The 24,075-nt window shown below is 39.0% G+C and carries 22 protein-coding genes, 1 tRNA gene and 3 pseudogenes; 3 read left to right on the top strand and 23 right to left on the bottom strand.

Annotation, left to right across the window (positions count from 1 at the left end; all coding sequences use genetic code 11):
* Positions 1-178: 178 nt before the first annotated feature.
* The 7 genes and pseudogenes from CYK16_RS07230 to CYK16_RS07200 all read right to left on the bottom strand — a co-directional run bounded on the left by CYK16_RS07230 (position 179) and on the right by CYK16_RS07200 (position 5,775).
* Complete coding sequence (locus CYK16_RS07230) at positions 179-427, bottom strand: YneF family protein (RefSeq protein WP_000364990.1); 249 nt, start codon at positions 425-427, stop codon at positions 179-181.
* A 141-nt stretch (positions 428-568) separates the two neighbouring features.
* Positions 569-718 (bottom strand): annotated as a pseudogene (locus CYK16_RS07225) (alpha-glucosidase C-terminal domain-containing protein); the annotation flags it as partial.
* Between the two features lie 20 nt (positions 719-738).
* A complete protein-coding gene (locus tag CYK16_RS07220) occupies positions 739-1,542 on the bottom strand; it encodes an ABC transporter ATP-binding protein (protein WP_000157668.1) in 804 nt (267 codons plus the stop codon).
* Positions 1,543-1,554: 12 nt separating this feature from the next.
* Complete coding sequence (locus CYK16_RS07215; RefSeq protein ID WP_049486658.1) at positions 1,555-2,448, bottom strand: ABC transporter permease; 894 nt, start codon at positions 2,446-2,448, stop codon at positions 1,555-1,557.
* Between the two features lie 11 nt (positions 2,449-2,459).
* Positions 2,460-3,437, bottom strand: coding sequence for an ABC transporter substrate-binding protein (locus tag CYK16_RS07210; RefSeq protein ID WP_101776831.1), 978 nt, complete (start codon positions 3,435-3,437; stop codon positions 2,460-2,462).
* Positions 3,438-3,828: 391 nt separating this feature from the next.
* A pseudogene (locus CYK16_RS07205) lies at positions 3,829-3,948 on the bottom strand (IS630 family transposase); the annotation flags it as partial.
* 202 nt (positions 3,949-4,150) lie between these two features.
* Positions 4,151-5,775: pseudogene (locus CYK16_RS07200) on the bottom strand (malolactic enzyme).
* Between the two features lie 358 nt (positions 5,776-6,133).
* On the opposite strand from CYK16_RS07200, the gene CYK16_RS07195 reads away from it, so the two are divergent.
* Positions 6,134-6,484 carry a helix-turn-helix domain-containing protein gene (locus tag CYK16_RS07195; protein ID WP_000208712.1) on the top strand — a complete coding sequence of 117 codons (351 nt, stop codon included), beginning with the start codon at positions 6,134-6,136 and terminating at the stop codon, positions 6,482-6,484.
* 127 nt (positions 6,485-6,611) lie between these two features.
* Complete coding sequence (locus CYK16_RS07190) at positions 6,612-7,490, top strand: LysR family transcriptional regulator (RefSeq protein WP_060806098.1); 879 nt, start codon at positions 6,612-6,614, stop codon at positions 7,488-7,490.
* Positions 7,491-7,888: 398 nt separating this feature from the next.
* Here the strand turns inward: CYK16_RS07190 and CYK16_RS07185 are convergent, their stop codons facing one another.
* The 5 genes from CYK16_RS07185 to CYK16_RS07165 form a co-directional block, all read right to left on the bottom strand.
* Positions 7,889-8,815: an ATP-binding cassette domain-containing protein gene (locus tag CYK16_RS07185; RefSeq protein WP_033688124.1), complete on the bottom strand. Its 927-nt coding sequence runs from the start codon at positions 8,813-8,815 to the stop codon at positions 7,889-7,891.
* A gap of 10 nt (positions 8,816-8,825) precedes the next feature.
* Positions 8,826-9,893, bottom strand: a complete 1,068-nt coding sequence (locus CYK16_RS07180; RefSeq protein WP_000159550.1) for an ABC transporter ATP-binding protein — start codon at positions 9,891-9,893, stop codon at positions 8,826-8,828.
* A gap of 8 nt (positions 9,894-9,901) precedes the next feature.
* A complete protein-coding gene (gene oppC, locus CYK16_RS07175; protein ID WP_000103703.1) occupies positions 9,902-10,828 on the bottom strand; it encodes an oligopeptide ABC transporter permease OppC in 927 nt (308 codons plus the stop codon).
* Positions 10,828-12,324: an ABC transporter permease gene (locus CYK16_RS07170; RefSeq protein ID WP_060806096.1), complete on the bottom strand. Its 1,497-nt coding sequence runs from the start codon at positions 12,322-12,324 to the stop codon at positions 10,828-10,830. Before CYK16_RS07170 ends, oppC begins: the two co-directional genes overlap by 1 nt.
* A gap of 66 nt (positions 12,325-12,390) precedes the next feature.
* Positions 12,391-14,379: a peptide ABC transporter substrate-binding protein gene (locus CYK16_RS07165; protein ID WP_060806095.1), complete on the bottom strand. Its 1,989-nt coding sequence runs from the start codon at positions 14,377-14,379 to the stop codon at positions 12,391-12,393.
* 167 nt (positions 14,380-14,546) lie between these two features.
* Between CYK16_RS07165 and CYK16_RS07160 the strand changes: the two genes are divergently transcribed.
* Positions 14,547-14,617, top strand: a tRNA-Cys gene (locus tag CYK16_RS07160).
* Positions 14,618-14,813: 196 nt separating this feature from the next.
* On the opposite strand, the gene CYK16_RS07150 is transcribed toward CYK16_RS07160, so the two are convergent.
* The 11 genes from CYK16_RS07150 to CYK16_RS07095 all read right to left on the bottom strand — a co-directional run bounded on the left by CYK16_RS07150 (position 14,814) and on the right by CYK16_RS07095 (position 24,035).
* The gene (locus tag CYK16_RS07150) at positions 14,814-16,145 is read right to left on the bottom strand and encodes a hemolysin family protein (RefSeq protein WP_060806094.1); all 1,332 of its coding nucleotides are present in this window, start codon (positions 16,143-16,145) and stop codon (positions 14,814-14,816) included.
* A gap of 267 nt (positions 16,146-16,412) precedes the next feature.
* Positions 16,413-17,237 carry a DNA-entry nuclease EndA gene (endA, locus tag CYK16_RS07145; protein WP_060806093.1) on the bottom strand — a complete coding sequence of 275 codons (825 nt, stop codon included), beginning with the start codon at positions 17,235-17,237 and terminating at the stop codon, positions 16,413-16,415.
* A gap of 38 nt (positions 17,238-17,275) precedes the next feature.
* Entirely contained in the window at positions 17,276-17,464 is a 189-nt protein-coding gene (locus CYK16_RS07140; protein ID WP_025170734.1) for a DNA-directed RNA polymerase subunit beta, read from the bottom strand.
* Positions 17,457-18,740 carry a UDP-N-acetylglucosamine 1-carboxyvinyltransferase gene (gene murA, locus CYK16_RS07135; protein WP_060806092.1) on the bottom strand — a complete coding sequence of 428 codons (1,284 nt, stop codon included), beginning with the start codon at positions 18,738-18,740 and terminating at the stop codon, positions 17,457-17,459. The genes CYK16_RS07140 and murA overlap by 8 nt, the downstream gene beginning before the upstream one ends.
* Before the next feature lie 11 nt (positions 18,741-18,751).
* Entirely contained in the window at positions 18,752-19,795 is a 1,044-nt protein-coding gene (locus CYK16_RS07130) for an acyltransferase family protein (protein ID WP_060806091.1), read from the bottom strand.
* 61 nt (positions 19,796-19,856) lie between these two features.
* A complete protein-coding gene (locus tag CYK16_RS07125; RefSeq protein WP_080975952.1) occupies positions 19,857-20,087 on the bottom strand; it encodes a DUF1146 family protein in 231 nt (76 codons plus the stop codon).
* A 57-nt stretch (positions 20,088-20,144) separates the two neighbouring features.
* A complete protein-coding gene (locus CYK16_RS07120; RefSeq protein ID WP_060806090.1) occupies positions 20,145-21,182 on the bottom strand; it encodes a SepM family pheromone-processing serine protease in 1,038 nt (345 codons plus the stop codon).
* Entirely contained in the window at positions 21,166-21,654 is a 489-nt protein-coding gene (coaD, locus tag CYK16_RS07115; protein WP_060806089.1) for a pantetheine-phosphate adenylyltransferase, read from the bottom strand. Before coaD ends, CYK16_RS07120 begins: the two co-directional genes overlap by 17 nt.
* Positions 21,644-22,183: a 16S rRNA (guanine(966)-N(2))-methyltransferase RsmD gene (gene rsmD, locus CYK16_RS07110; protein WP_060806088.1), complete on the bottom strand. Its 540-nt coding sequence runs from the start codon at positions 22,181-22,183 to the stop codon at positions 21,644-21,646. The genes coaD and rsmD overlap by 11 nt, the downstream gene beginning before the upstream one ends.
* A 64-nt stretch (positions 22,184-22,247) precedes the next feature.
* On the bottom strand, positions 22,248-23,240 hold the full coding sequence (gene asnA / locus CYK16_RS07105; protein ID WP_000748005.1) for an aspartate--ammonia ligase: 993 nt from the start codon (positions 23,238-23,240) through the stop codon (positions 22,248-22,250).
* 111 nt (positions 23,241-23,351) lie between these two features.
* A complete protein-coding gene (locus CYK16_RS07095) occupies positions 23,352-24,035 on the bottom strand; it encodes a Bax inhibitor-1/YccA family protein (protein ID WP_060806086.1) in 684 nt (227 codons plus the stop codon).
* Positions 24,036-24,075: the final 40 nt, after the last annotated feature.

Raw genomic sequence — 24,075 nt, 5'->3', positions numbered from 1 at the left:
TTCTGATTGATAGTTCATTATGATTACCGTTCCTTATGAACTGAATGACAGCTTCATCAACAACTATCTCTCTTAATCATAATCAAATATCAATAGAATGCAAGGAAAAAGTCTCATCCCTAAACCCTTAGCCAACATAGTGAGAAGTCTGGAACTTTCATCCCAGACTTTTCCTTATTTATTTTTTCTTTTTATTGTTAGCAAGGGCTGCCTTTTGTTGGCGGATGATTTGGTGGTAAACTTGTTGTACCTTAGCTTCGCTTGGTTTTTGACCATTTGCACTCAAAAGAGTACGAACTGCTTCAGCATTCAAACGTGGGTTGTCAGCGAATTCTTTTTCGATTTGCTTACGAACCAAGTACATCCCTCCAAGAGCTCCTCCTAGAAAAGCTAGCACAATCAATACAATTGCTAAAAGTAAATCCATCATATTTCTCCTGTTTCTTTTTGAGTCTCTTTCATTATACCACAAACTAGCCACCCTGACTAGTTTGTTTTACGCTTTCAGAGAGGGAATAGACAGCAAAAAGAACCCTGCTTTTCTGCAAAAGAGGGCTCCTTACTGAGTTTAATTTACATAAATAGCTAGTGTTTGATACGGTTTGAGTAGAATTTTTTCAGACACTTCTGCATCTTCATAGTTTGAAATCAAAATTTGTCCATTTTGGTAGGCTATAGGTAAGTCAATCTCCACTTCTGTGCCATAAAAATTATTGAGCCACATCTCAGCCTTTTTCTTTATCCTAAAACCAATTCATCACTAACTAGACTTTGGCCACTATTTTTCTGGAAGAGATGCATGAGGTCTTCAACTGTCAGATGCTTTTTCTCTTCTCCCTTGACATCCACCACTATCTTGCCTTGATAGAGCATAATGAGACGATTTCCGTACTCAATCGCATGGTTCATATCGTGGGTAATCATCAAGGTCGTCAACTGATGGTGTTCCACAATCTTTTGCGTCAAATCCATCACCATTTGACTGGTTTTCGGGTCAAGTGCCGCAGTATGTTCATCCAAAAGCAAAAGTTTGGGTTTCACCAGAGCTGCCATGACTAGAGTCAAAGCCTGTCTTTGTCCTCCTGAGAGATATTGAGTATCTACTTTTAAGCGGTTTTCAAGGCCAATATTCAACTCCTTCAAGGCCTCTTGGAACTGGATTCTATCCTTCTCCTTCACGCCCCAACCAAGCCCTCTCTTCTGCCCACGTCTCAAGGCAATAGCCATATTCTCCTCAATCGTCAAGCGAGAAGCTGTTCCCATCTTAGGATCTTGAAAAACACGGGCAATATCCTTGGCTCTCTTTCTGACACTCAGATTTTTAATGGATTTTCCTTCCAACAAAAGGTCCCCTTCGTCAACCGATAGATTGCCAGCCAAGATATTCATCAAAGTGGATTTCCCTGCTCCATTTCCACCAATCACAGAGATAAAATCTCCCTCTTCAACCTCTAAATCTAATCCTTTGAGGACATGGTTCTCATTGACCGTCCCTGCTTCAAATGTTTTGTGAATATTTTCAAGTGTTAACAAACTTGCCATAACTTTCTCCTCCTATTCATTTCTCAATTTCAGACCACGAATCTTTAATCTCTTTTGCAATTCTGGTGCAAATAAAACTAAGGCGAGCAAAATTGCATTAAAGAGACGTACCAAGTTTTGATCTAGATTTGGAATTTCATAGATATTTAAAATAATCAAACGGTATACAATAGCACCGATTCCGATGGATAATAGGCGACCTCCAATGGTCAAGTCGTGTATCAAGACTTCCGCAATAATCACTGCACTCAAACCAACAACGATGGTTCCTGTCCCAGAAGTCACATCTGAAAATCCATCATTTTGGGCAAATAAGGAACCACATAGGGCAATCAAGCCGTTTGAAATCATGTAACCAACAATCTTCATGGTATCTACATTGACCCCATTTGCCTCACTCATCGGAATATTGTCCCCAGTCGAACGCAAGACAAGGCCAATCTCCGTTTTCATCAAAAGAGTCAAGACTAGACAAACAAGTAATAGACAGGCCAAACTAAGTGAGAAAACAGCTTCTTCATTTGACAACCCCAAGCTAGCCAACTGTTTAAAGACAGTCGAAGAATCTCCCAAGGAAAGATTGGGCACGCTTCCCATGATTTTAATATTGATGGAATAGAGCCCTGTCAAGGTCACAATCCCTGTCAAGAGAGCTGGGATTTTCATCTTGGTGTGGAGCATTCCTGATACCAGACCTGCTACCATACCTGCCAGCAAAGCAAGTAAAGTCGCAATCCAAGGATTTGTCCCTGCCTGTATCTGTGATACAACGACTGCTGCCCCCAGAGGAAAGGCTCCCTCAGCAGTCATATCCGCAATATCCAAAATACGGAAAGTCAAGTAGACCCCAATCGCCATAATCGACCACAACAAACCTTCTGATAAACTAGATAACACAAAATTCATCTTAAACCTCCTTATTCTTTGCCTTCCAACTTACTAATATCAATTCCTAGTGCATCTGCCATTTCTTGATTGGTATGCAATTCCAGTTTTTCAGGCAACTCAACTGCTATATTTTCTGGCTTCTCACCTTTTAAAACACGAACCAGCATTCGTGCTGTCTGACGTCCCAATTCTTCATAATTGGTTCCGTAGTTATATAAGCCACCAACCGCAACCATTTCTGTTGAACCACCAAATACTGGGACCTTGTGTTTAATAGAAACCTGCTTAACTGTTTCCATGGTTGACGAAATGATATTATCCGTTGGTACAAAAACCATATCCACCTCTGCCATCAAGCTTTCTGCTGCCGCCTTGACGTTGTTACTGTCCAAGATTGTTTTTTCAACAACGGTAAAGCCTTTTTCTTTCAGAAGTCGCTTAGCTTCATCCTTTTGAACAACCGAATTGGGCTCGCTCTGAGTATAGAGAATTCCAATTATTTTAGCCTTTGGTAGGACTTTCTTTATCAAATTGATTTGGGTTGAAATGGCATCTGACGACTGGTCGCTTGTCCCAGTTACATTGCCCCCAGGATGTTCTCTTGACTCAACCAACTTGGCACTGACAGGATCTGTTACAGCTGAAAAGACAACCGGTGTCGTTTGTGTTGTATTGGCCAAGCTCTGAGCAGAAGGCGTTGCGATAGCTAGAACGACATCACTAGATTCTGCTAGTTGCTGGGAAATAGTTTTTAGATTTCTTTGTTCTCCTTGTGCATTTTGCAAATCTATCTCAGTATTTTTCCCCTCAACATAGCCTTGTTTAGCCAGCTCATCCACAAAACCTTCTCTAGTAGCGTCTAGGGACTGGTGAGTAATAAATTGCGAAATACCGATACGAAACACATCTTTTTTCTTATCTGCCTTCAACTGATGCAAACTGATCAGAGAGGTCAAGAGAATCCCCACTACCAAGAGGGGTGCTAGTAATTTTCGAACAACTTTCATAATGAAACTCCTTCTCAGAAAAGATAAAACAAAAAACCGCCTAGATACTATCTAAACGGATGCTTGAAATAATCTAACAAGTTATAACTTTGCTAGTCCATTTAGATATTCATCTATATGGACCACAATCAAAAATCTTAGCCACATAGATACAAACAAATTGCTTGAACTGTTTGCATCCATGGTGACATGTCTACAAACACTATCTAAAGTAGCTAAAGTAAAAGTTTTGATTCATCGTTACAGCTTGTTTCTTATTCATTTCTTTTTCTGCTTTCTTTTTTGATGTTTCCTATCTTACCACCTTTTTCATCACCTGTCAAGAATATTTCAGAATTTTTTAAAATTTTTCGAAAATTCTTTCAGGAAGCTTTCAATTCTTTTAGGATAATTTCAAAGATTTTCCCATTAGACAAAATAGAACGATTTGAAGACTTTTATGGTATTCAGTTGTACTAGAGTTTTTTAAAAGTGTTTTGATGGCTTGTATTTCTTCTTTGGTTGATTTCATATCACTATTATATAATGCGTTTTGATTTTAGTCTATTATTAAACTGACTCTTGGCAGTCGGACAAAAAATCGACAGTTATTTTATACTGTTTAAAACCAATAGTCAATACGACAATCTCTTTACTTTTCGGTTATCAACTCTGTAGATTGCTAACATATCCAAAATAAGCTAAGTATCCCGAGGATAGGTAACAGAAATGAATTATTTATACTCTGGATACCACTTCAAATCACGAACTGCTTTGGCCATATCTGTTTCCTTAGCTCGTGCAAGACCTTGTTCTTGTGCTTTTTTAGCGACTGCTTCTGCTACTTTAATAGAAACATCTGCTACATACTTGAATGGTGGCAAGACAGGAGCTCCTGGTTGGCCTGGATTGACAATACCACTTAATGAATGAGCCGCTGCTCCAATCATTTCATCAGTTAAAAGACTTGCTTCAGAAGCCAGCATGCCTAGACCAATACCTGGGTAAATCAAGGCATTATTGGCTTGACCAATCACATAGTCTACACCTTTATAAGAAACTGTATCAGCAGGAATTCCTGTTGCGACAAAAGCTTTGCCATCTGACCATTCAATCAAATCTTTGGCACTAGCTTCTGCTAGTTTGGTTGGATTTGACAAAGGGAAGATCATCGGACGCTCTGTATTTTCACACATAGCTTCTACTATTTCTTTAGTGAAGGTATTAGGTTGAGTCGAAGTTCCTACAAGAATGGTTGGCTTCACAGTCTTCACTACTTCAAGCAGGTCAGTCAACTTGTCTGCATTACTAAAGTCAGCACGTTTCTTAGCAAATGGTTTTTGCTCTGGTGTCAAGTCATCCATGTCATCAAAGAGTAGACCTTGTTTATCAACCATAAAGAACCGTTTATAGGCTTCTTCTTCAGAAAGACCTTCACTTACCATTTCACGAAGAACACGAGAGGCAATTCCTGCACCCGCAGTACCACCACCATAGCAGAGATAAACTTGATCTGTTAATTTTTCACCACTAATATCCAGCGAACCAAAGATACCACCCAAGGTAACGATTCCTGTACCTTGAATATCATCATTAAAGGTTGGAATTTGTTTCCGGTATTTTTCAAGAATATTGGCAGCATTCAAGCGGCCGAAGTCTTCCCAGTGAAGGTAGAGTTTAGGAAAGAGACGTTCTGCTGTTTGAACAAATTGGTCAATGAAGTCGTAGTAACGATCTCCGCGGACCCGTTCGTGACGATTTCCTAAGTAATTAGGATTGTTACGAAGTTTTTCACGGTTAGTCCCTGCATCAATGACTAAAGGAAGGACCATCGAAGGATCGATTCCAGCAGCACCCGTATAGACCATCAATTCCCAACAGAAATATCAACACCATTTGTTCCCCAGTCGCCAATTCCAAGGATTCCTTCTGCATCTGTTACAACAATGAGACGAATCTCGCGACCCCCGGCAGCGTTTTTCAAAGTAGCTTCAATATTTTCAGGATGATTAATATCAAGATATCCCGCATATTGGGGATCTACAAAAAGATCACTATAGCCTTCAATCGTATCTGCAATGGTTGGATCATATACAATTGGATTGAATTCTTTCAAATGTTGAGAAAAGAGGTAATAGAAAAGAGTCCTGTTGGTATTAAAAATTTCCATTAGGAAAAGACGTTTTTCCAAATCATTGGCTTTTGTTTGCATTTGTGCATAAGTTTGCGCCGCTTGTTCTTCAATCGTTTGAACATACGGTGGCAGTAAACCAATAAGGCCTAGTTCCTTTCGCTCCTCTAAGGTAAAGGCAGTACCTTTATTGAGGAAAGGATTGTTTAAAATATCATGTGCAGTCATAGTGCAACCTCCTTTTTATTTATATTATACCACATGAAACAAATTGTTCATGAAACGTTGTTGTTTAAATAATACAATTGTATACGCATATGTTATAATGAGTCTACGAGAACAATTTCTAATAGGCTCTTTTATACTTAAAACACTATTATTGATAATACTTTAAGTTGTTATATTTTATAAATTTCTGAACTCATCAAACTCTCGATGATCACTCTTTACTAAAAGTTTCGAGTAAAATAAACCAATCATACAAATTGACAATCCTCATTAAAATAAATATCATATAGGTATGTTATGTAATACTTTGTATTTTTTAAGGTGTTTTTTTGTCATATAAAACTTGTATTCTATTTATATGACAACTAAAAACTATTTACAACAATATATTTCCCAAAAAGTGAAATATTTTCGAACACAGAATAAAATGAGCCAGGAAGAACTTTCGGAACAAGCAGGACTCGGGCTTAAGTATATCAATCAACTTGAAAACCAAAATGTGAATCTGACCATTCACAGTCTTGAAAAAGTAATTGACGCCCTAGAAATGACCCCAGAGGAATTTTTCAATTTTGATAGCCTTGAATCAACCTCTGATAAGAGTGACAATCTTTCACTCAAAAGAATCAACATGAAGATTAAACAGCTCCCTATTGATAAACGAGAAAAAATGTTGGTCATTTTTGAGAGTATCTTAGATAATCTTTGAGAACCCTGACTCACTTACATTTTAACTGGTGAATACTCGTATAGTCAAATTGTAGGATACGGATAAAAATTATTTATCTGCTGTTTTCCACTTATTTTCCTTCTCCAACTAATGAAAGTGAACCCATATGAATTTAAAAGATCTACAATATTTTTATGACCTCTGCCAGCTTCAATCCTATACGGAAGTAGCAAAACAACATAAAGTCAGCCAACCATCTATTTCTTATGCTATCAAGCGCTTAGAGGAATCCTTTAACTGCAAATTGATTCACCATGACCCCTCGCATCGTTCCTTCAAGCTAACTCCTCAAGGACAAATCCTTCTAAAGCATACAGAACTGATTTTACCTGAGGTCATTTCTACTCGCAAAGAAATTAATCGCTCCTTGGCACAATACTCTACTGTAGGATTCCCTCCTATTATCATTCAGTATCTCTTTGCTGCCTTAAACGAAAAAGATAAATTCGATTTTTTAAAAAAGATACGCCCTATCCGCGGTGGCTCCGTAGAGTTATTAAACCTTCTCCTTAAGGGAGACCTTAATGCAAGCCTACTCGGTTTGATTGAACCTCTCAATTATCCTTCAATAGAGACACACGAGCTATTTCATAAAGAACTGTATGTCGTTTTATCTAAGAACCATCCTTTTGCCACTGTTCCTTCCCTCGCTTTTGAAGAATTAGTAGATCAATCCTTTATACTCTTAGACGAACACTTTGTTCACCTGAAAGCTTTTGAAACGCTTAATCAGAAGCATCAAAACAAGGCAGAAATATTCTTTAAGACTGATGACATTGCCATCCTTAAAGAACTTTTAAAGAAAGGGATTGGCCTTAGTTTACTGGCTGATATCGCACTTTCTGATGAAGATGATGATTTAATAAAAATTCCTCTTATACCGAAGGACAAGATAACTTTTACAGTTTATTACGCTTACCTTAAATCAGCTACACCGTCATCAGAAGTAGAAGCCTTATTTAATCTCCTTAAATCATATGAATAGAAAAAACTCTAACTATCAATGAACTGATAGCTAGAGTTTTTTACATTGTAGATATTATACTCAATGAAAATCAAAAAGAAAACTAGGAAGCTAGCCTCAGGTTGCTCAAAACACTGTTTTAAGGTGGTAGATAGAGCTGACGTGGTTTGAAGAGATTTTCGAAGAGTATTAGACTATAGTAGATTGAAACAGAATAGTACACTTTGACTTCTAAAACATTACTAGAAATTGATTTGACTGTCCTGATTGATTTATCCTATTTTTATTTCATTTTACTATATCATTTTAAAATTTTTCGAAAATTCTTTCAAGGCACTTTCAAAGTTTTTTCAAATCAGTCCAACAAAAAAAGGTTTATAATTTCCATAAAAGTTGACATGGAAATTATAAAACCATTATTAGTTTAACCCTTGTTGGTAACGCGCCAATTCGGCTTGGTTAGCCCAAACATAATGACCTGGACGGATTTCAACCATAGATGGCTTATCAGTCTCATAGTCGTGTTGACTCGGGTCGTAAACCTTTAAGACCTTCTTACGTTCCAAGATTGGATCTGGGATTGGTACCGCTGAAAGCAAGGCTTGAGTATATGGGTGAATTGGATTGTTAAACAATTCTTCTGTTTCAGCAACCTCTACAATAACACCCTTGTAAATAACTGCGATACGATCTGAAATAAAGCGAACGACAGACAAGTCATGGGCGATAAAGAGATAGGTCAAACCAAGTTCTTTTTGGAATTTTTTGAGCAAGTTCAAGACTTGGGCACGCACAGAAACGTCCAAGGCTGAAATTGGCTCATCCGCAATAACAAAATCTGGTTGCATGACCAAGGCACGGGCAATACCGATACGTTGACGTTGACCACCTGAGAATTCATGAGGGTAGCGAGTCAAGTGCTCAGCAAGAAGCCCTACTTCACGGATAATATTTTTAACTTTCTCTTTACGTTCTTCTTCATCTTTGAACAGACGGTGATTGTAAAGACCTTCAGAAATAATATAATCAACAGTCGCACGTTCATTCAAACTTGCAGCAGGGTCTTGGAAAATCATCTGGATACGACGAATCAATTCTGCAGCTTGTTCACGCGATTTCTTACCATTAATCTTTTGACCTTCAAAAATGATATCTCCATTACTTGTATCATTGAGACCAATGATAGCACGACCAATAGTTGTTTTCCCACTACCTGACTCACCTACAAGCGAGAACGTTTCTCCCTTGTTGATAAAGAAGTTAGCATTTTTAACTGCGACAAACTTCTTACTTCCTTCACCGAAGGAAATTTCTAAATCTTTGATTTCTACTAATTTTTCAGACATTTCCTTCCTCCTAGTCAGCTAGATGGGCAAATCCCATTTTTTCACGGATCTTATCATGGAGATTTGCAATCACAGCTGGTTTTTCTACTTTTGGAGCATCCTCATGAAGTAGCCAAGTTTTAGCCCAATGTGTCTCTGATACTGAGAATTGAGGAGCTTTTTGTTCGAAGTCAATCTGCATTGCATAGTCAGAACGCAAGGCAAAGGCATCCCCTTTCAGGTCAGTATAAAGTGACGGAGGTGTTCCTGGGATTGAGTAAAGATCCCCTTTATCATCAGCAAGCTGAGGCAAGCTAGACAAGAGACTCCATGTATATGGATGGCGAGGGTCATAGAAGACTTCCTCAACAGTTCCATACTCAACGATTTCTCCTGCATACATAACCGCTACCTTATCTGCAATACTTGCCACCACACCAAGGTCGTGGGTGATAAAGATTGTTGTGAAATGGTACTCGTTTTGCAAGGATTTCAGCAAATCAATAATCTGAGCTTGGATGGTCACGTCCAAGGCAGTCGTTGGCTCATCACAAATCAAGACATCAGGTCGGCAGGCAAGGGCAATCGCAATAACGATACGTTGACGCATTCCTCCAGAATATTGGAATGGGTATTCATCAAAACGTCTATCTGCATCTGGAATCCCAACCTTATTCATGTAATCAATGGCCAATTCTTTCGCTTCTTTGGCTGTTTTTCCTTGGTGTTTTACAATAACTTCTGTAATCTGACTACCAATTGTTTTAATTGGGTCCAAACTAGTCATTGGGTCCTGGAAGATAGTCGCAATCTTAGCACCACGAATTTGTTCCCAATCCTTGTGAGAAGATAAGGCTGTCAAATCTTGACCACGGTAGTCAATGCTTCCTTGGGCAATGCGACCATTTTCTTCGAGCATACCTGTGAAGGTCTTTGTCAAAACAGATTTTCCTGATCCTGACTCACCTACCAAGGCCAATACTTCACCTTCAACTAGTTCAAGAGAAACGCCGCGAATGGCTGTCAATACTTTGTCACGAACGTCAAATTCCACGACAATATCGCGAGCAGTCAAAATTACATTTTTTTCTTTTGTCATTTCTACTCCTATCTATGTGTACGTGGATCACTAGCATCCGCTAAGTTTTGACCAACTACGAAAAGGGACAAGGATACCAAGACAAGAGTTGTCAATGGAATCCAGAACAAGTAAGCATTGGTTGTTACGTTTTGTGAATAATCCGAAATCAAACGACCCAAACTTGGCACTGTAATCGGTAATCCAAGACCGAAGAAAGACAAGAAGGCTTCGTATGAGATAAAGCTTGGAAGCATTTGAGTCATCGTTGTCACAATAACAGATACCAATTGAGGCATGATATTTTTGGCAACAATCTTCAAGGTTGGTGTTCCCAAAGTACGTGACGCCAAGTTGTATTCCAAGTCACGATAACGCAAGATTTGCACACGAATCATGAAGGCAATTCCAATCCATGTTGTTACACTCATGGCGAAAATCAGATTCCAGAATCCAGCTCCGATTGAGTAAGTCAAGACAATGACAATCAAAAGAGATGGAATGTTTGAGATGACATTATAAACTTCCATCATCACACGGTCAACTGATTTTGAAATACCCCAAATACCGCCGACAAATACACCGATAACCAAGTTAATCACTGTCGCAATCACAGAAATAAGGATAGAGTTACGAGCTCCGAACCAAACACCGTCAAAGAGCGATTTACCGTTACTGTCAGTACCGAACCAATGCTCAGCATTTGGCTTGATATAACGAGCACTAAAGTCGTTTACCTTGCTGACATCATTGAAATCAAACTTAGAAAACATTGGGTAGATGAAACTCATCAAAATGATGGCTACCAAGATTCCCAACATGACTACAGTTGATTTTTTCTTCATAAATTGTCTAAACACTGACTTCCAGTAAGAATATGCTGGCGCATCAATAGTTTCAGAGGCAAAATCGTCACGTTTTACAAACTGAAATTTTTCTTTATCGATTGTAGACATCATTTGCCTCCTTTCTCAGTCAATTTAATACGTGGGTCAATAATAGTCATCCAAATATCTCCCAAAAGAAGTGAGAAGATAGAAATACATGTAAATATGAAGACAAGACCTACGACCATAGAGTTATTAGATGCTTTTACAGAGTCAATCAACATTTTACCCATACCTGGGAAGGCGAAGACTGTTTCAGTAAGAGTGGCACCACCGATAACCCCGATAACGGCACCAGGAATTCCTGAAACCAGCGGAACCATGGCATTTTTAAAGATGTGTTTGTTTGAAATTTCTTTTTCAGACAAACCTTTTGCACGAGCAAAACGTACAAAGTCTTGCGACTGCAAGTCAATCATGTAACGACGAATCCAAATAGCTGTACCTGGAGCACCCAATAAACCAAGGATAACTGCTGGTAAAACATACGAACGCCAATCTCCAGCACCCAAGATAGGGAATGAATCTGGCAATCCGATTGAAGAACCAGCCAAACGAACGATATAAACTAAGGCAATTGTTGGAAGAGCCATCAAGAAGGTCAAAGCACCTGTTGAGAAGCTATCAATCCAAGTATTCTTGAAGCGAGCCATAGCTGAACCAAGCGGAACGGCAATCGCATAAGAAATTACCAAACCGATCAATCCAACGACAGCAGAGCTAGCAATCATAGAAGGATATTGGTAGTTGCTTTCAGTTGCAGTATATGGATCATCTTTTCCATAGTTAGCTACCTCACGAGAGTCAGCCTGACTAGGTGATTTGTAGGTTCTTGAGTAAATATTTACAGAAGAAGTTTTCTTACCTGTTGGGAACTGAACTTGAGCAGTTTTTGTTTGCCCTTGTCCTTGAGTAATAACCTGTAAAACAGGGCTATTAGCATAGGTTGGATAAGAGTCACCTAAATTAATGTTCACAAAGTTTTGATGAACAAATGGGAACTGACTGTTGAAGTACAAAAGATATTTGTGTTTGGTACCTGAACCGACCAAGGACCATCCGATAGCTGGATCATTTTCAAAACGAAGGTAACGTTTCAAGTCTGGATTTTCAGGGTCTTGAATTTTATTAGTATGGTCAATGTCAATCAAGTTAGCATAGAAGTGAAAAACACGTTCAAAAATTGGGATTTCACGAGTAGCATAGAATTGGCCACTTTCAGTAAATTCTCCCAAGGTCCAACCATGACCGATTTGTTTGATGTATTTTTCATAGATAGCCTTGTTGGTATCATTGGCTTCAACTGTTACAGAAGCATCCATCTGGCTAGCTTTTTCTTGCAACTCTTTGGTATCGTAGTACTCGATATAGCCCATACGCTCATAAACAGTATTCTCATAGTTATCACGTTTATCAGCAGTTGTCGCAATCTTGTTATAGTTGGTATCCTGTTTGAAAATCAATTTTCGAGGAACCATTGTATAGATAATCGTGTAGGTCAAGGTTGTTACTAAGAAGATCGAAACCAAGGACCGCAAAACACGCATAAAAATATATTTTTTCATATCATTTCCTTTAAAAATCCCAAAAGAACCTTCTCCTCATGGAGAGAAAGTTCTATTGAAAATTATTTACTTCACATGACTTGCCAATTCTTTTTGAGCTTTCTCGTTTGACTCAGTCTTTTCTTTCAACCATTTTTCACGAGCTTTTTCATACTCTTCTTTGGTGATTGCTTTTTCACCAACTTCAGTGTACTTCAAGTATCCTGAATTTTCACCTTTAAGGCCGGCTACTGAATATGAAGAGCTAAATGGTAGAACTTTTGAAACATATGAAACGGCTGTTTCTTTAGGAGAAGCCATTACTGGAATTGTCAAAGCATTGTCAGTCAACCAAGCTTGTGCCACCGCGTATTTTTCATAACGTTTTTGAACATCTTGGTTTTCGCTGTTTGCGTCATCAAGTAATTTTCCATAGTCAGCTAAACCAAGTTTGCTTACTACTGATGCATCTGTGTTTTGGTCAATACCAAGGTAAAGGCGAGTGCTTCCTCCCTTAAGGACGAATTGATCCAAGAAAGTAGAAGGATCTTGATAGTCAGGGTTCCATCCTAGCAAGGTATGGATATCCCAGTCTTGTTCTTTAGCTGTTGGAGCGCTAAATGAAATTGGTAAAGCTTCTGCTTGAGTCATTTGTTGTAAGTCTACAACAACATTATCTGAACCCAATACTTTTTCAATTGATTGTTTCAATGATTGAACACGGTTTACAACCGCTGTTGATTCTTGGATAACCAAGGCATCCAAGTGGATTGGGAATTCAACACCTTCAGCTTGTAGGCTTGATTTAGCTTTAGCAAAGACTTCTTTAGCTTTTTCTTCATTGTAAAGTCCATTTTGAGAATCTGCTAGAGACACGTTTGACCAAGTAGAAGAATTTGTCTTAGCCAAGCTATCTTGTACCAATTCACCAAATGTTTTCTTACCAACTTGAAGATTATATGGTGCAAACGTATTACGGATAGCTACTGCTGCTCCATCAGTACCATTTGTTTGAGCTGAGTAAGAATTGCGATCGACAGCAAAGTTCAAGGCTTGACGGAATTCCTTGTTTAGCAATGCTTTCTGAGTAGATGTCTTTTGGGCATCACTTGTTTTGGCAGTGTGGTTATAGGTTGTACGGCCATAATTCAAGCTGACAGTTGCAACACCAGCACCTGGTTCGTTAAAGTAAATGTTATCTTTGAAGTCAGCCGCATATTTTTCATATGTAGAACTTGTAGGGAAGATACGCGCCTTGCTATATTGACCATCAGAAAAACCTTTGGCAATTACATCTTGGTCCTTACCATCCCAGAAAGTGAACTTAACGTTCTCAATTTTTACATTTTCTTTATCCCAGTAAGCGTCATTTTTAGCCATCTCGATAGATGATTTAGGAGTTACAGCCTTCAAGACAAATGGACCGTTATAAAGAATAGAGTTAGCATCGGTTGGAGCACCAAAACCTTCCCCTTTTGAAGTTAAGAATTCTTCATTAACCGGCATCAAAACACCACTAGTTGTCTTGTCATTCCAGAAAGTTTCTGGCTGGTTCAAAGTATATTCTAGTGTTTGATCATCAAGTGCTTTTACTCCAACGGTTGAAAAATCGCTTGTTTCACCCTTGATATAGGCTTCTAATCCCTTAATAGAAGAGCTAACGATTGAAAGTCCTTTTGATTTTCCATCTACAGCATGTTTCAAACCAGTAACGAAGTCTTTAGCAGTGACAGGAGCGTACTCTTCTCCCTCTGCAGTTACCCATTTAGCATCCTTACGGATTTTATAGGTATAAGTCAAACCATCTTTTGAAACTGTCCATGATTCAGCAATAGAAGGAACTAGATTACCATATTTATCATTAGCTAACAAACCATCTACAGCATTTGTTGTGATGAAAGATGTTGAATCGATATTGCTGACGATATAATCCAAAGTTTCTGGATCTGTTTGATAAACATATTGGTAATCTTTTGCTAGTTTAGCATTATTTGAACTAGTGTTTGAACACGCAGCTAGAACTCCTGACGCTAATAAGGTAGCTCCCGCTACAGCAAGCACTCGACTTTTTTTCATTTATTTACTCCTCTTATAAAGTATAGGTTATTATTGATTATACCATATATTTTAAGATATTTCAATAAAAGTAAACGAATTTTCAGAATATTTAGGCTTATTAACACAAAAAATCTGAAAAAGCTATTGACTGAAAATCATTTTCAAGGTATAATAATAAACGTTAAGGCGGTATAGCCAAGTGGTAAGGCACGGCTCTGCAAAAGCTTGATCGTCGGTTCAAATCCGTCTACCGCCTTCTATAACTTGATTTATCAAGTGTTAAATGAACAGAAAGCCCAATTTAAAGGGCTTTTTTCTTTTTCCTCGAATAAATACACATAACTTTAAAAAACTTTTGAGGCAAGTTTGGGGCTGAGTTTTTCGAGGACACAATTCCCTCTTGAAAACAACTGAAAAAAGCTTTGTCACTCATGATGACAAAAGCCTCTAATTTACTCTGTTTCTTCTTCTATTTCGACTTCTGTGATTTGGACTTTTACCTTGGTAACACGTCCATTTTTCACTTTATCATTGGTTAGGATAAGCTGTTTGTTTTGGCTGACTAATTCATAACTGAGTTTCTCAGTCGTTGGAATGGTCCCAACTCCTGTCAAATAATAACCAGCGATAGTATCAACGTCATCACTTGCCAGTTCGACATCAAAGTAGTCATTAAAATCATTGAGATTCATGGTACCTTGAACAATATAAGTATCTTCTCCGATTTGATGAACTTCGATTTCAGCCTTATCTGTTTCGTCATCGATTTCCCCAACGATTTCCTCTAAGAGGTCTTCAAGTGTCACCAAACCAGCCATCCCACCGTATTCATCCAGCAAGATTGCCATTTGTCTTTGGGTATTGCGCAATTCTTTTAACAAGTCATCCACAAAAATAGTTTCAGGAACAAAAAGTGGATCTTGTAAGATTTTCTTCCAAACAATATTGTCAAAACCGTCCACAAAGCCCGCCCTAAGGAGACTCTTGGTGTGAATGATCCCAATCACGTTATCCTTATCCCCATCATAGACAGGGATACGAGAATAATTTTGTTTTAAAATACTTTGAATAATGGCTTGACTCTCATCCTGAATATCCACCATAAAGGCATCCGTCCGAGGAACCATGACTTCTCTGGCCATTAATTCATCCAGTGAAAAAATCCCTTGTAACATTTCAATTTCGTCAGCATCTAGTGTTTCTTCACTATTTGTCAGCATGTACTCAATTTCATCACGGGTCATTTTTTCATCAGCATCGTCAAAGGTCATAGGAGTCAAGCGACTCAAGAGATTGGTAGATGCAGACAAGAGCCAAACAAAGGGACTAACTAGTTTCCCAAGCCCAATGATAACTGGCGCTGTACGAATCGCCAAGGCATCCTTTAGATTAAGAGCGATTCTCTTAGGATACAATTCCCCAAAAACGATGGAAATATAAGTCAAAAATGCTAAAGACAGAAAACTTGCAACGGCATAAGCTGTTTCACCATTTCCAAGCCAAGATGCAATTTCTCGTCCCAGAGTGTCTGCCAAACTCGCCCCTGATAAGATCGTAATTAGGGTAATCCCTACTTGAATGGTTGATAAAAAGTGGTTAGGATTTTCTAGTACCTTCAGCAGACGGATATAGCGTCTATCTCCTTCTTCTGCCTTTTGTTCAACACGCGCACGGTTAAGTGACACCATGGCCATTTCTGTGGCTGAGAAAAAGGCATTCAACACCGTCAAGATAAACAATAAAACAAATTGTAGCAACAAATTCTGACTACTTGGGTCTTCCATAGTTCTTCTCCTAAAATAGTATCTTATCCTTTATTATATCACAAAATCTAGTCCAGTACATATTATTTTTTCTCATACTCTTCGAAAATCTCTTCAAACTAGGTCAGCTCTATCTGCAATCTCAAAGCTGTGCTTTGAGCAACCTGCGGCTAGCTTCCTAGTTTGCTTTTTGATTTTCATTGAGTATCAGTGTCTATTGTAGCCCTGCTTAAACTAGTAAAAAAGAACTCCTACATCCACAAATGACATAGGAGTTTATGTTATCTTTTACTGAGTTACAGTTACTTCTCCAGTTCGGTAATCCAGTTGAAGTCCCTTTTGAACATTGGGAACTAGAACATTGAATTCCAATTCTCCGTCTGAAGACTTGGCTTCAATCTGTGAAGCTGAAGGAACCAAATCCTCATTCGAAGCATAGTAAAGGGTTACACGGTAACGGACACGCTTGTTTTTATCCAAGGCCTTACGTACCATACTTTCATAGTAGTTTTGACCAGTCGAATCCTCGGCCTGTGCCTGATTTGCCCATGCTGTTTGAACAGCAATGTTTTTAGGATTGCTAGTCGAGGCATCAAAACCATCCAAGCCACCGATTAAGGCATAGCCTAACAAGTGACCTCTATCGACCGCATGGGTATAAGTACCCTTTAGATTCTTAACCTGATGCCAGCCTGGAGGAGTCCAAGAAGTCGAACCATTCCCAGTTTCTTCACGATTCTTGTACTGGCGAGTTGCCTTAGACAAGAGGGCATTTGCTACGGTTGGCACCGTTTCCTTGCCCACTGTCTTTGTTTTATTATCAGCATAGGGCTTACTTGAAACCTTGGCATCTAGATTTGTTTTATTGCCATTGACGATAAAAGCACCTGAGCCATTCCACTCCAGACTCCCTTTTATTTGACTCTTGACTGCATCTGTTAAGACACTTTCTGCCAATGCTTGACTAGGAGCTTCAGACGCTTGTTTTTTTTGACTAAGCTTGGTTTTAGGACTATTAGCTGTCGACTGCAGCTGCTTGATATAATAACTCCCTGCAGATAAAAGCAATAACACTAGCAGTCCGATTAGTGTCTGTCTTGTTTTTTTGTTCATATTTCTCCTTATCTTTAGAAAAAGGCTGGTCTCCCAGCCTAATTCCCTGTAAATTTATGAATCAATTCCTGCCATTTTGCTGGAGACAGGATGGCCCATGGATCTTGACCCTTTCCCAAGATTCCATAACCGACCATTAAACCGATTCCTAGGGCTAGAACGCCTAAAATCAGTACTAGGATGACTAAAAGTAAACGCTTGATTACGTAGCTTGATTTCTTATTCATCTTCATCACTTGCCTCAATCCGCTGAATCTTAGCACCTAGCTGCGCCAACTTCTCATGGAAACGGTAATAACCTCTATCCAAGTGAACCAATTTACCAACAACGGTTTCTCCTTGAGCTACCAAACCTGTCAAAATCAAGGCTGCACTGGCACGAAGGTCAGTTGAAAGAACTTCTGCTCCCTGCAAAGCTTGTCCACCAACAATACGAGCTGTATCACGGATAATCTCAGAGTGCACGCCCATGCGACGCATTTCTTCTAGATGTTGGAAACGATTTTCAAAAACTGTCTCTATCATAGTTGATTCCCCTTTTGCGACGGTCATCAAGGCTGTAAATTGAGCCTGCATATCTGTTGGAAATCCTGGGTGGGGCAAGGTTTTTACATGAACAGCTTTTAGATTTTCTAGTTGAGAGCGAACTCGAATTCCTTCAGTCTCCTCTGTCACTTCCACTCCCATTTCAAGCAATTTGGCAATCAAGGGACGGTTGTGCTCCCAGACAGCGTCTCGAATCAAGACATCACCACCAGTCATGGCAGCAGCCACCATAAAGGTTCCAGCTTCGATACGGTCTTGGACTACATTATGAGTCGTACCATGAAGTTTCTCAACACCGGTAATGGTAATGCTCTCTGTACCAGCACCTTTAACCTTGGCTCCCATTTCATTGAGGAGAATAGCTAGGTCAACAATCTCAGGCTCACGCGCAGCATTTTCAATCACTGTCACCCCATCAGCTAGAGTCGCTGCCATCATCAAGTTCTGCGTTGCACCAACACTTGGGAAGTCCATGTAGATATGAGCTCCATGTAAGCGATCAGCCTTGGCTTCGATGTAACCAGCTGTCTGACTAATCTTAGCCCCCATAGCTTCTAGACCTTTCAAATGAAGATCAATAGGACGGCTACCAATCGTACAACCACCTGGCATGGATACCTTGGCATGACCTACACGGGCAAGAATTGGTCCCAAGACAACGATAGATGCACGCATCTTGCTAACATACTTGTAGGGAGCCTCCTCTGTGATATCGCCAGTCGCATCCACCTCGACAAGATGAGCTTCCTCATCAAAATCCACCTTGGCATTCAATCCACGAACCACCTGATTCATAGTGAAAACATCTGACAAGATAGGAACATTCTGCAAGACGGTCTTTCCCTCACTGGCTAGAATAGTCGCCGCCAACAAGGGTAAGACTGCATTCTTTGCTCCTTCGATCGTAACACTTCCTACCAGACGATTATCGCCACCTTGAACCACAATTTTTTCCATACTTATTTCCTTTACTCTTGATTTTGTAATAGACTTACTTTCTTTGTAATTTTATTAACTAATTTATTAATAATCCAAGCTAAAATTAGACTAAGGACCAGCACAAAAAATGTAAATATCACATCATTTATTCTGGATGACACAAGTGTTTTTCCTAGCATAGAAATAACTAATCCATGTATCATATATAATTCAAATGATATACTACCTATTAAAATCAAATATATATTTGAAAAATTTATTTTTTTCAAAAAAACAATAATAAAGTAGATTGTAAAAATAATATTATCTAAATTAGCAGCTAACGCATAACTATAACTATCTTCTAAATGCACATACCTCAACAAAATATCGTATTGATGTGAAATAAAGAGTAACACAGTTACTAAAACAAGTATGATAAAATAATGTCTATCTAAAACTCCATCAATTTTCTCTTTATTTTTAGCCCATATTAAGCCAATAATGAAGGGAAAAACACTATTATACCACCAAAAACCGTAACCTAATTTTATAGCTAAACAGATATAACCAGTTATGAATACTGTATTGATAACAATAGAAATAAACTTATTTTTGAAAAACTTAAATGATATATAAAAAAATATATACATTAAAATTATAATATCGACAAACCATCCATTATAAATAATTGTACTTCCTTTTTTAAATAAATTAGCAAAAAAATCTAAATCCATTAATTGACCGTTTAAAAATCTATAAAACATATAAATCAAAGATATAGAAAAAAATGGAACTAGAATTTTAGAAAGTCTCTTAACTAAAAAATTATCTAGATAGTTTTTCTTATTTTCATTCTGAAAATACAATCCATAGGCTGATAAAAAAAAGAAAATAGAAACGATATAAGTTCCCATATAGGAAAAATTAGAAAATTCATCACCAGATGTAACCCATTGTGACAAATGATGAAATATTATTCCTATAGCTAGAAATCCTCTAAGCCCTGATGTAGATTTAGCATTTAGATAATCCTTATTTTGAGGTAACAAATAATTTAATAGCGTTATCAATAATAAGATTATAATATCCATAAATTCTATTTCTCCCTATAAGTTTAATAATATCTTGAAAGTAATTTCTTAAACACGCAAATTATAATAATCCTCTAAGTGCTTCTTGCCACAACTGATACAGGCTGATAAAGAAAGAACTCATGATGTAGCCCATTACAATGCTGAAAAAGGCTACCAATAAACGAACTTTTCTTGTATTCTCAGCTGTCACTTTTAAAACCTTTTCCCATCTAACAAGATCCTTTAAAAGGTAAAAACTCACATAAATAAAGAGCATGTGACTGCTTAGAGTGAATAATAATTGAACCATTTGACTATTATACCATCTTCTCTGTTTGTGCGCTAGTTTGGAAACTTCCCTTAAAAACTAGGGATTGTTTTTCAAGTAATCAATTGCATCTTGTAGGGTTTTAACAGGCACGATTTTCATATCTGTCTTGATTGTTTTAGCTGCTTCTAGGGCTGTTTGGTAGTTGTTTTTAGCATCAGGATGTGCTTTCTTTTCTTCTTCGCTAACAGGGTTATCTGGAGCAAAGAAAATAGCAGCACCTTCTCTAGCCGAAGCAACAACTTTCTTATCAATACCTCCAATGTCCCCCACATTCCCATCGCGGTCAATGGTACCTGTACCGGCAACGATACGACCATTACGAAGACCAGGGTCAGCTATTTGGGTATAGATGGCCAGACTAAACATGAGACCTGCACTTGGACCGCCGATACCAGCTGTTGAAAAGCGAATTGGGACATCACTGGTCACTTCCGTGCGGTCAATCAAACCGATTCCAATCCCATTTTTGCCATTTTCCAAGGTGATAATCTTACCTTCTGCAGACTTGGTTTGCCCATCCTCTTCATAGGTCACTTTAACTGAGTCCCCTAATTTTTGAGAATTGACGTAATCAATCAAATCTTTGGAACTATCAAAGGTATGATCATTGACTGCTGTGACTGTATCAGAGATGTTAAGAATCCCTTTAAAAGTCGAATTATCCGTCACAGTTAAGACATAAACCCCAAGGTATTTGAGTTCGATATCTTTACCAGCTGTTTTTAGTCCTTGATACTTGGCCATGTTTTGTGATGTTTGCATGTAGAATTGATTGATCCGCATAAATTCAACATCGGAAGAGCCACCTGTAGTCTCTTGGGCACTACGAATATCTGTAAAAGGCGTCAACCACGCATAAATCATATGGGCTAAAGTAGCGTGCTGGACACCAACCGTAACGAATTGATAGGCCCCAGCTTCCTTATCTTCTGTGTCATTGACTTTAAGGACTTGGCGAATATCTTCCGAACCACCTGGAACCTCTATATAGTAGGGCAAAGGCACTACAAATGCCAAGAAAGTCACAATCAAGGCCGCAATGACATATAAGGGCCATCTAATCTTTTTTTTCATTTCTTATTTCCTCCAAAATACTCTCAGGAACATAGCAGGCAACATCCTGACCAAACTTCAATAGCTCTCTAATACCGGATGAACTGAGATAGAGATGTTCAGGTCGGCTATGTAAATAAATTGTCTCTATATCAGGAGACAGCTGATGGTTGTAGTAATCAAAACTGGCTTCATATTGCAAATCCGCTGCATTCCTCAAACCCCGCACTAGGCAAGTAGCCCCCAGTCTTTTTGCGACATCAACTACCAATTCATCATGAGAAGACACAACTTTAACATTTCCCAAATGTTTCACAGCCTTTTCTAACCCCCGTTTACGATTTTCAAGAGGGAGAAATCCTTGTTTGTGGGGATTAAAAAAAATACCGACATAGAGCTTATCAAAAAGTCTGCTCGCCCGTTCAATGATATCCAGATGCCCATTTGTCATCGGATCAAATGAGCCTGTGAATAAGCCAATCTTATCTGACATAGACCGTCACCTTACTAATTCCATAAATCTTTTCCTTCCAGATGCCCAGGCAGGCAATTTCTTCTGGAAGTTCAACGGCCTTATCCGTCTCACACACGACCATGACATCTTCAGAAAAAAACTCTTTCTCAGCCATTTTTTCAATATCTGCTACGATTTGTTCCTTGGCATAAGGAGGGTCTAAGAAAATGAGGTCGAAGTTCCCAGATACCTGTTCCAATGCCCTTTCTGCATCCATCTTGAGGAGTTGAAATTTTCCAACTTCCTTGGTCATCCGAATATTTTCAGCCACGATAGCCTGAGCCTTACGGTCTCGTTCCACCAAAACAGCGCTGGACATGCCACGCGAGACTGCCTCGATAGATAAACCACCACTACCTGCATAAAGGTCCAAGACTCGTCCACCTTCAAAGTAGGGACCAATCATGTTAAAAATAGCTCCCCTAACCTTATCCGAAGTAGGTCTTGTCGTCTTGCCTTCTAGTGTCTTGAGGGGACGTCCCCCATAGATTCCTGATACGATTTTCATACCGTTTATTATACCAAATTATGGGCGAAAAGAGAAAGAAAATCGAACCTTGCGGTTCGATTCTCTACAAAATATTTTCGTAAGTATCGCGGACTTCTTGAGGCCAAACACTTGTTTGCACTTCTCCGATGTGTTTCTTGCGAAGTAGGAACATAGCCATTCGAGATTGTCCAATTCCTCCACCGATTGTCAACGGGAATAGGCCATTCAACAAAGCCTTGTGCCATTCCAATTCTAAACGGTCTTCATCACCGGTAATTTCTACCTGACGGCGAAGGGTTTCTTCATCTACACGAATCCCCATAGAAGACAACTCAAAGGCTCCACCCAGAGATTCATTCCAGACAAGAATATCGCCATTTAGACCCTTGTAGCCATTTTCAGACTCGCTTGTCCAGTCATCGTAGTCTGGTGCACGCCCATCGTGCGGTTTACCATCTGGCAACTCGCCACCGATACCGATCAAGAAGACTGCTCCAAATTCTTTACAAATAGCATTTTCACGCTCTTTTGGTGTCAAGTCTGGGTAGCGTTCTACCAACTCTTCTGTGTGGATAAAAGTGATTTGTTTTGGCAAGATAGACTCAATGTCATAACGGGCTTCAACAGCTAACTCAGTAAGGCGAATAGCCTTGTAAATCTTCTCAACTGTTTCTTTTAAGTAAGCGATATTGCGTTTACCATTTGGGATAACCTTCTCCCAGTCCCACTGGTCAACATAAACAGAGTGGGTCGCATCCAACGAGTCTTCGTCTGGACGAAGAGCCTTCATGTGGACGAAAAGCCCTTCACCTTCACCGAAGCCAAAACGGGCCAAAGTATGGCGTTTCCATTTAGCAAGGGAGTGCACCACTTCATAAGTAGCATCCGGGATTTGGAGAACCTTGACCGATACGGCGTTCTCCACACCTGATAAGTTGTCCTGCATCCCGTCGCCGACCCTGCTCAAGATAGGACCTTGAACTTCGACAACTTCTAACTTATCTTTCAAATATTGGGTAAAAGTGTTTTTGACAAAGGAAATCTCTTCTTGTTGATGGATAAAACTTTTCTTCATAAACTACTCCTCAAAAAATTAATTAAAAGCATTATACACCTATTTTCGAGAAAAGAAAAGAGAAATTTTAAAAAAATCAGTGTCACTCAAAACACTGATTTCATAGACCTTCTAGTCATTGCGACCAAAGATACGTAGAATACTTAGGAAAAGATTGATAAAATCAAGATAGATACTGAGAGCCATTGACACAACCCAACCTGTCGCTACACGACCTTGTGATTGCTCATAAGCAAGGCGAATCCTTTGGTTGTCCCAAGCAATCAACCCGGAGAAAACCAAAACCATGGCTACGCTAATCATATAATCAAAGAAACCACTAGCCAAGAAAATATTGACTACCATAGCAATCAGTAAACCAATGAGAGCTGCCATCATTGCTCGACCAAGCCCACTCAAGTCTTTCTTGGTGAAGATACCAACTGCCGCCATGACAAAGAAGAGAAGGGCGCTTGATACAAAGGCAGATAAAACTGTACCCGGAGTATAGAAAGCTACCACAAAACTAAGGGTAAAGCCGTTTAATACTGAGTAAAGTAAAAATACTGGAAGAGCCGCTGGACTATTCCTTGAAGCCATACTACTGGCAACGAAAACCAAAGCTAACTCCGCAAAAGTAGCAATGGTCAACCAGAGATGCCCCTGCATCAAAAAGTAAACTAACTGAGACTGAAAGACCGTCAACATAAGGCCCGATACCAAAGCAGATAGTCCGATTCCCAGACCAACAAAAGCATAAACCTTAGCGTAAAATTGATTGAGACCTGCACGGTCATGTATAATAGTGTGATTCATCCTTTTCTCCTTTTCTATGAACATCTTTCCTTGATTATAA

Source organism: Streptococcus oralis subsp. dentisani (genome assembly GCF_002860905.1).
Lineage (GTDB): Bacteria > Bacillota > Bacilli > Lactobacillales > Streptococcaceae > Streptococcus > Streptococcus oralis_BA.
This window is presented reverse-complemented; position numbering and strand designations above follow the sequence as displayed.

Excerpts from the sequence above, each read along its gene's own strand:
- CYK16_RS07230 (WP_000364990.1), bottom strand. The coding sequence starts at position 427 with ATGGATTTACTTTTAGCAATTGTATTGATTGTGCTAGCTTTTCTAGGA.
- CYK16_RS07220 (WP_000157668.1), bottom strand. The coding sequence starts at position 1,542 with ATGGCAAGTTTGTTAACACTTGAAAATATTCACAAAACATTTGAAGCA.
- CYK16_RS07215 (WP_049486658.1), bottom strand. The coding sequence starts at position 2,448 with ATGAATTTTGTGTTATCTAGTTTATCAGAAGGTTTGTTGTGGTCGATT.
- CYK16_RS07210 (WP_101776831.1), bottom strand. The coding sequence starts at position 3,437 with ATGAAAGTTGTTCGAAAATTACTAGCACCCCTCTTGGTAGTGGGGATT.
- CYK16_RS07195 (WP_000208712.1), top strand. The coding sequence starts at position 6,134 with ATGACAACTAAAAACTATTTACAACAATATATTTCCCAAAAAGTGAAA.
- CYK16_RS07190 (WP_060806098.1), top strand. The coding sequence starts at position 6,612 with ATGAATTTAAAAGATCTACAATATTTTTATGACCTCTGCCAGCTTCAA.
- CYK16_RS07185 (WP_033688124.1), bottom strand. The coding sequence starts at position 8,815 with ATGTCTGAAAAATTAGTAGAAATCAAAGATTTAGAAATTTCCTTCGGT.
- CYK16_RS07180 (WP_000159550.1), bottom strand. The coding sequence starts at position 9,893 with ATGACAAAAGAAAAAAATGTAATTTTGACTGCTCGCGATATTGTCGTG.
- oppC (WP_000103703.1), bottom strand. The coding sequence starts at position 10,828 with ATGTCTACAATCGATAAAGAAAAATTTCAGTTTGTAAAACGTGACGAT.
- CYK16_RS07170 (WP_060806096.1), bottom strand. The coding sequence starts at position 12,324 with ATGAAAAAATATATTTTTATGCGTGTTTTGCGGTCCTTGGTTTCGATC.
- CYK16_RS07165 (WP_060806095.1), bottom strand. The coding sequence starts at position 14,379 with ATGAAAAAAAGTCGAGTGCTTGCTGTAGCGGGAGCTACCTTATTAGCG.
- CYK16_RS07150 (WP_060806094.1), bottom strand. The coding sequence starts at position 16,145 with ATGGAAGACCCAAGTAGTCAGAATTTGTTGCTACAATTTGTTTTATTG.
- endA (WP_060806093.1), bottom strand. The coding sequence starts at position 17,237 with ATGAACAAAAAAACAAGACAGACACTAATCGGACTGCTAGTGTTATTG.
- CYK16_RS07140 (WP_025170734.1), bottom strand. The coding sequence starts at position 17,464 with ATGAATAAGAAATCAAGCTACGTAATCAAGCGTTTACTTTTAGTCATC.
- murA (WP_060806092.1), bottom strand. The coding sequence starts at position 18,740 with ATGGAAAAAATTGTGGTTCAAGGTGGCGATAATCGTCTGGTAGGAAGT.
- CYK16_RS07130 (WP_060806091.1), bottom strand. The coding sequence starts at position 19,795 with ATGGATATTATAATCTTATTATTGATAACGCTATTAAATTATTTGTTA.
- CYK16_RS07125 (WP_080975952.1), bottom strand. The coding sequence starts at position 20,087 with ATGGTTCAATTATTATTCACTCTAAGCAGTCACATGCTCTTTATTTAT.
- CYK16_RS07120 (WP_060806090.1), bottom strand. The coding sequence starts at position 21,182 with ATGAAAAAAAAGATTAGATGGCCCTTATATGTCATTGCGGCCTTGATT.
- coaD (WP_060806089.1), bottom strand. The coding sequence starts at position 21,654 with ATGTCAGATAAGATTGGCTTATTCACAGGCTCATTTGATCCGATGACA.
- rsmD (WP_060806088.1), bottom strand. The coding sequence starts at position 22,183 with ATGAAAATCGTATCAGGAATCTATGGGGGACGTCCCCTCAAGACACTA.
- asnA (WP_000748005.1), bottom strand. The coding sequence starts at position 23,240 with ATGAAGAAAAGTTTTATCCATCAACAAGAAGAGATTTCCTTTGTCAAA.
- CYK16_RS07095 (WP_060806086.1), bottom strand. The coding sequence starts at position 24,035 with ATGAATCACACTATTATACATGACCGTGCAGGTCTCAATCAATTTTAC.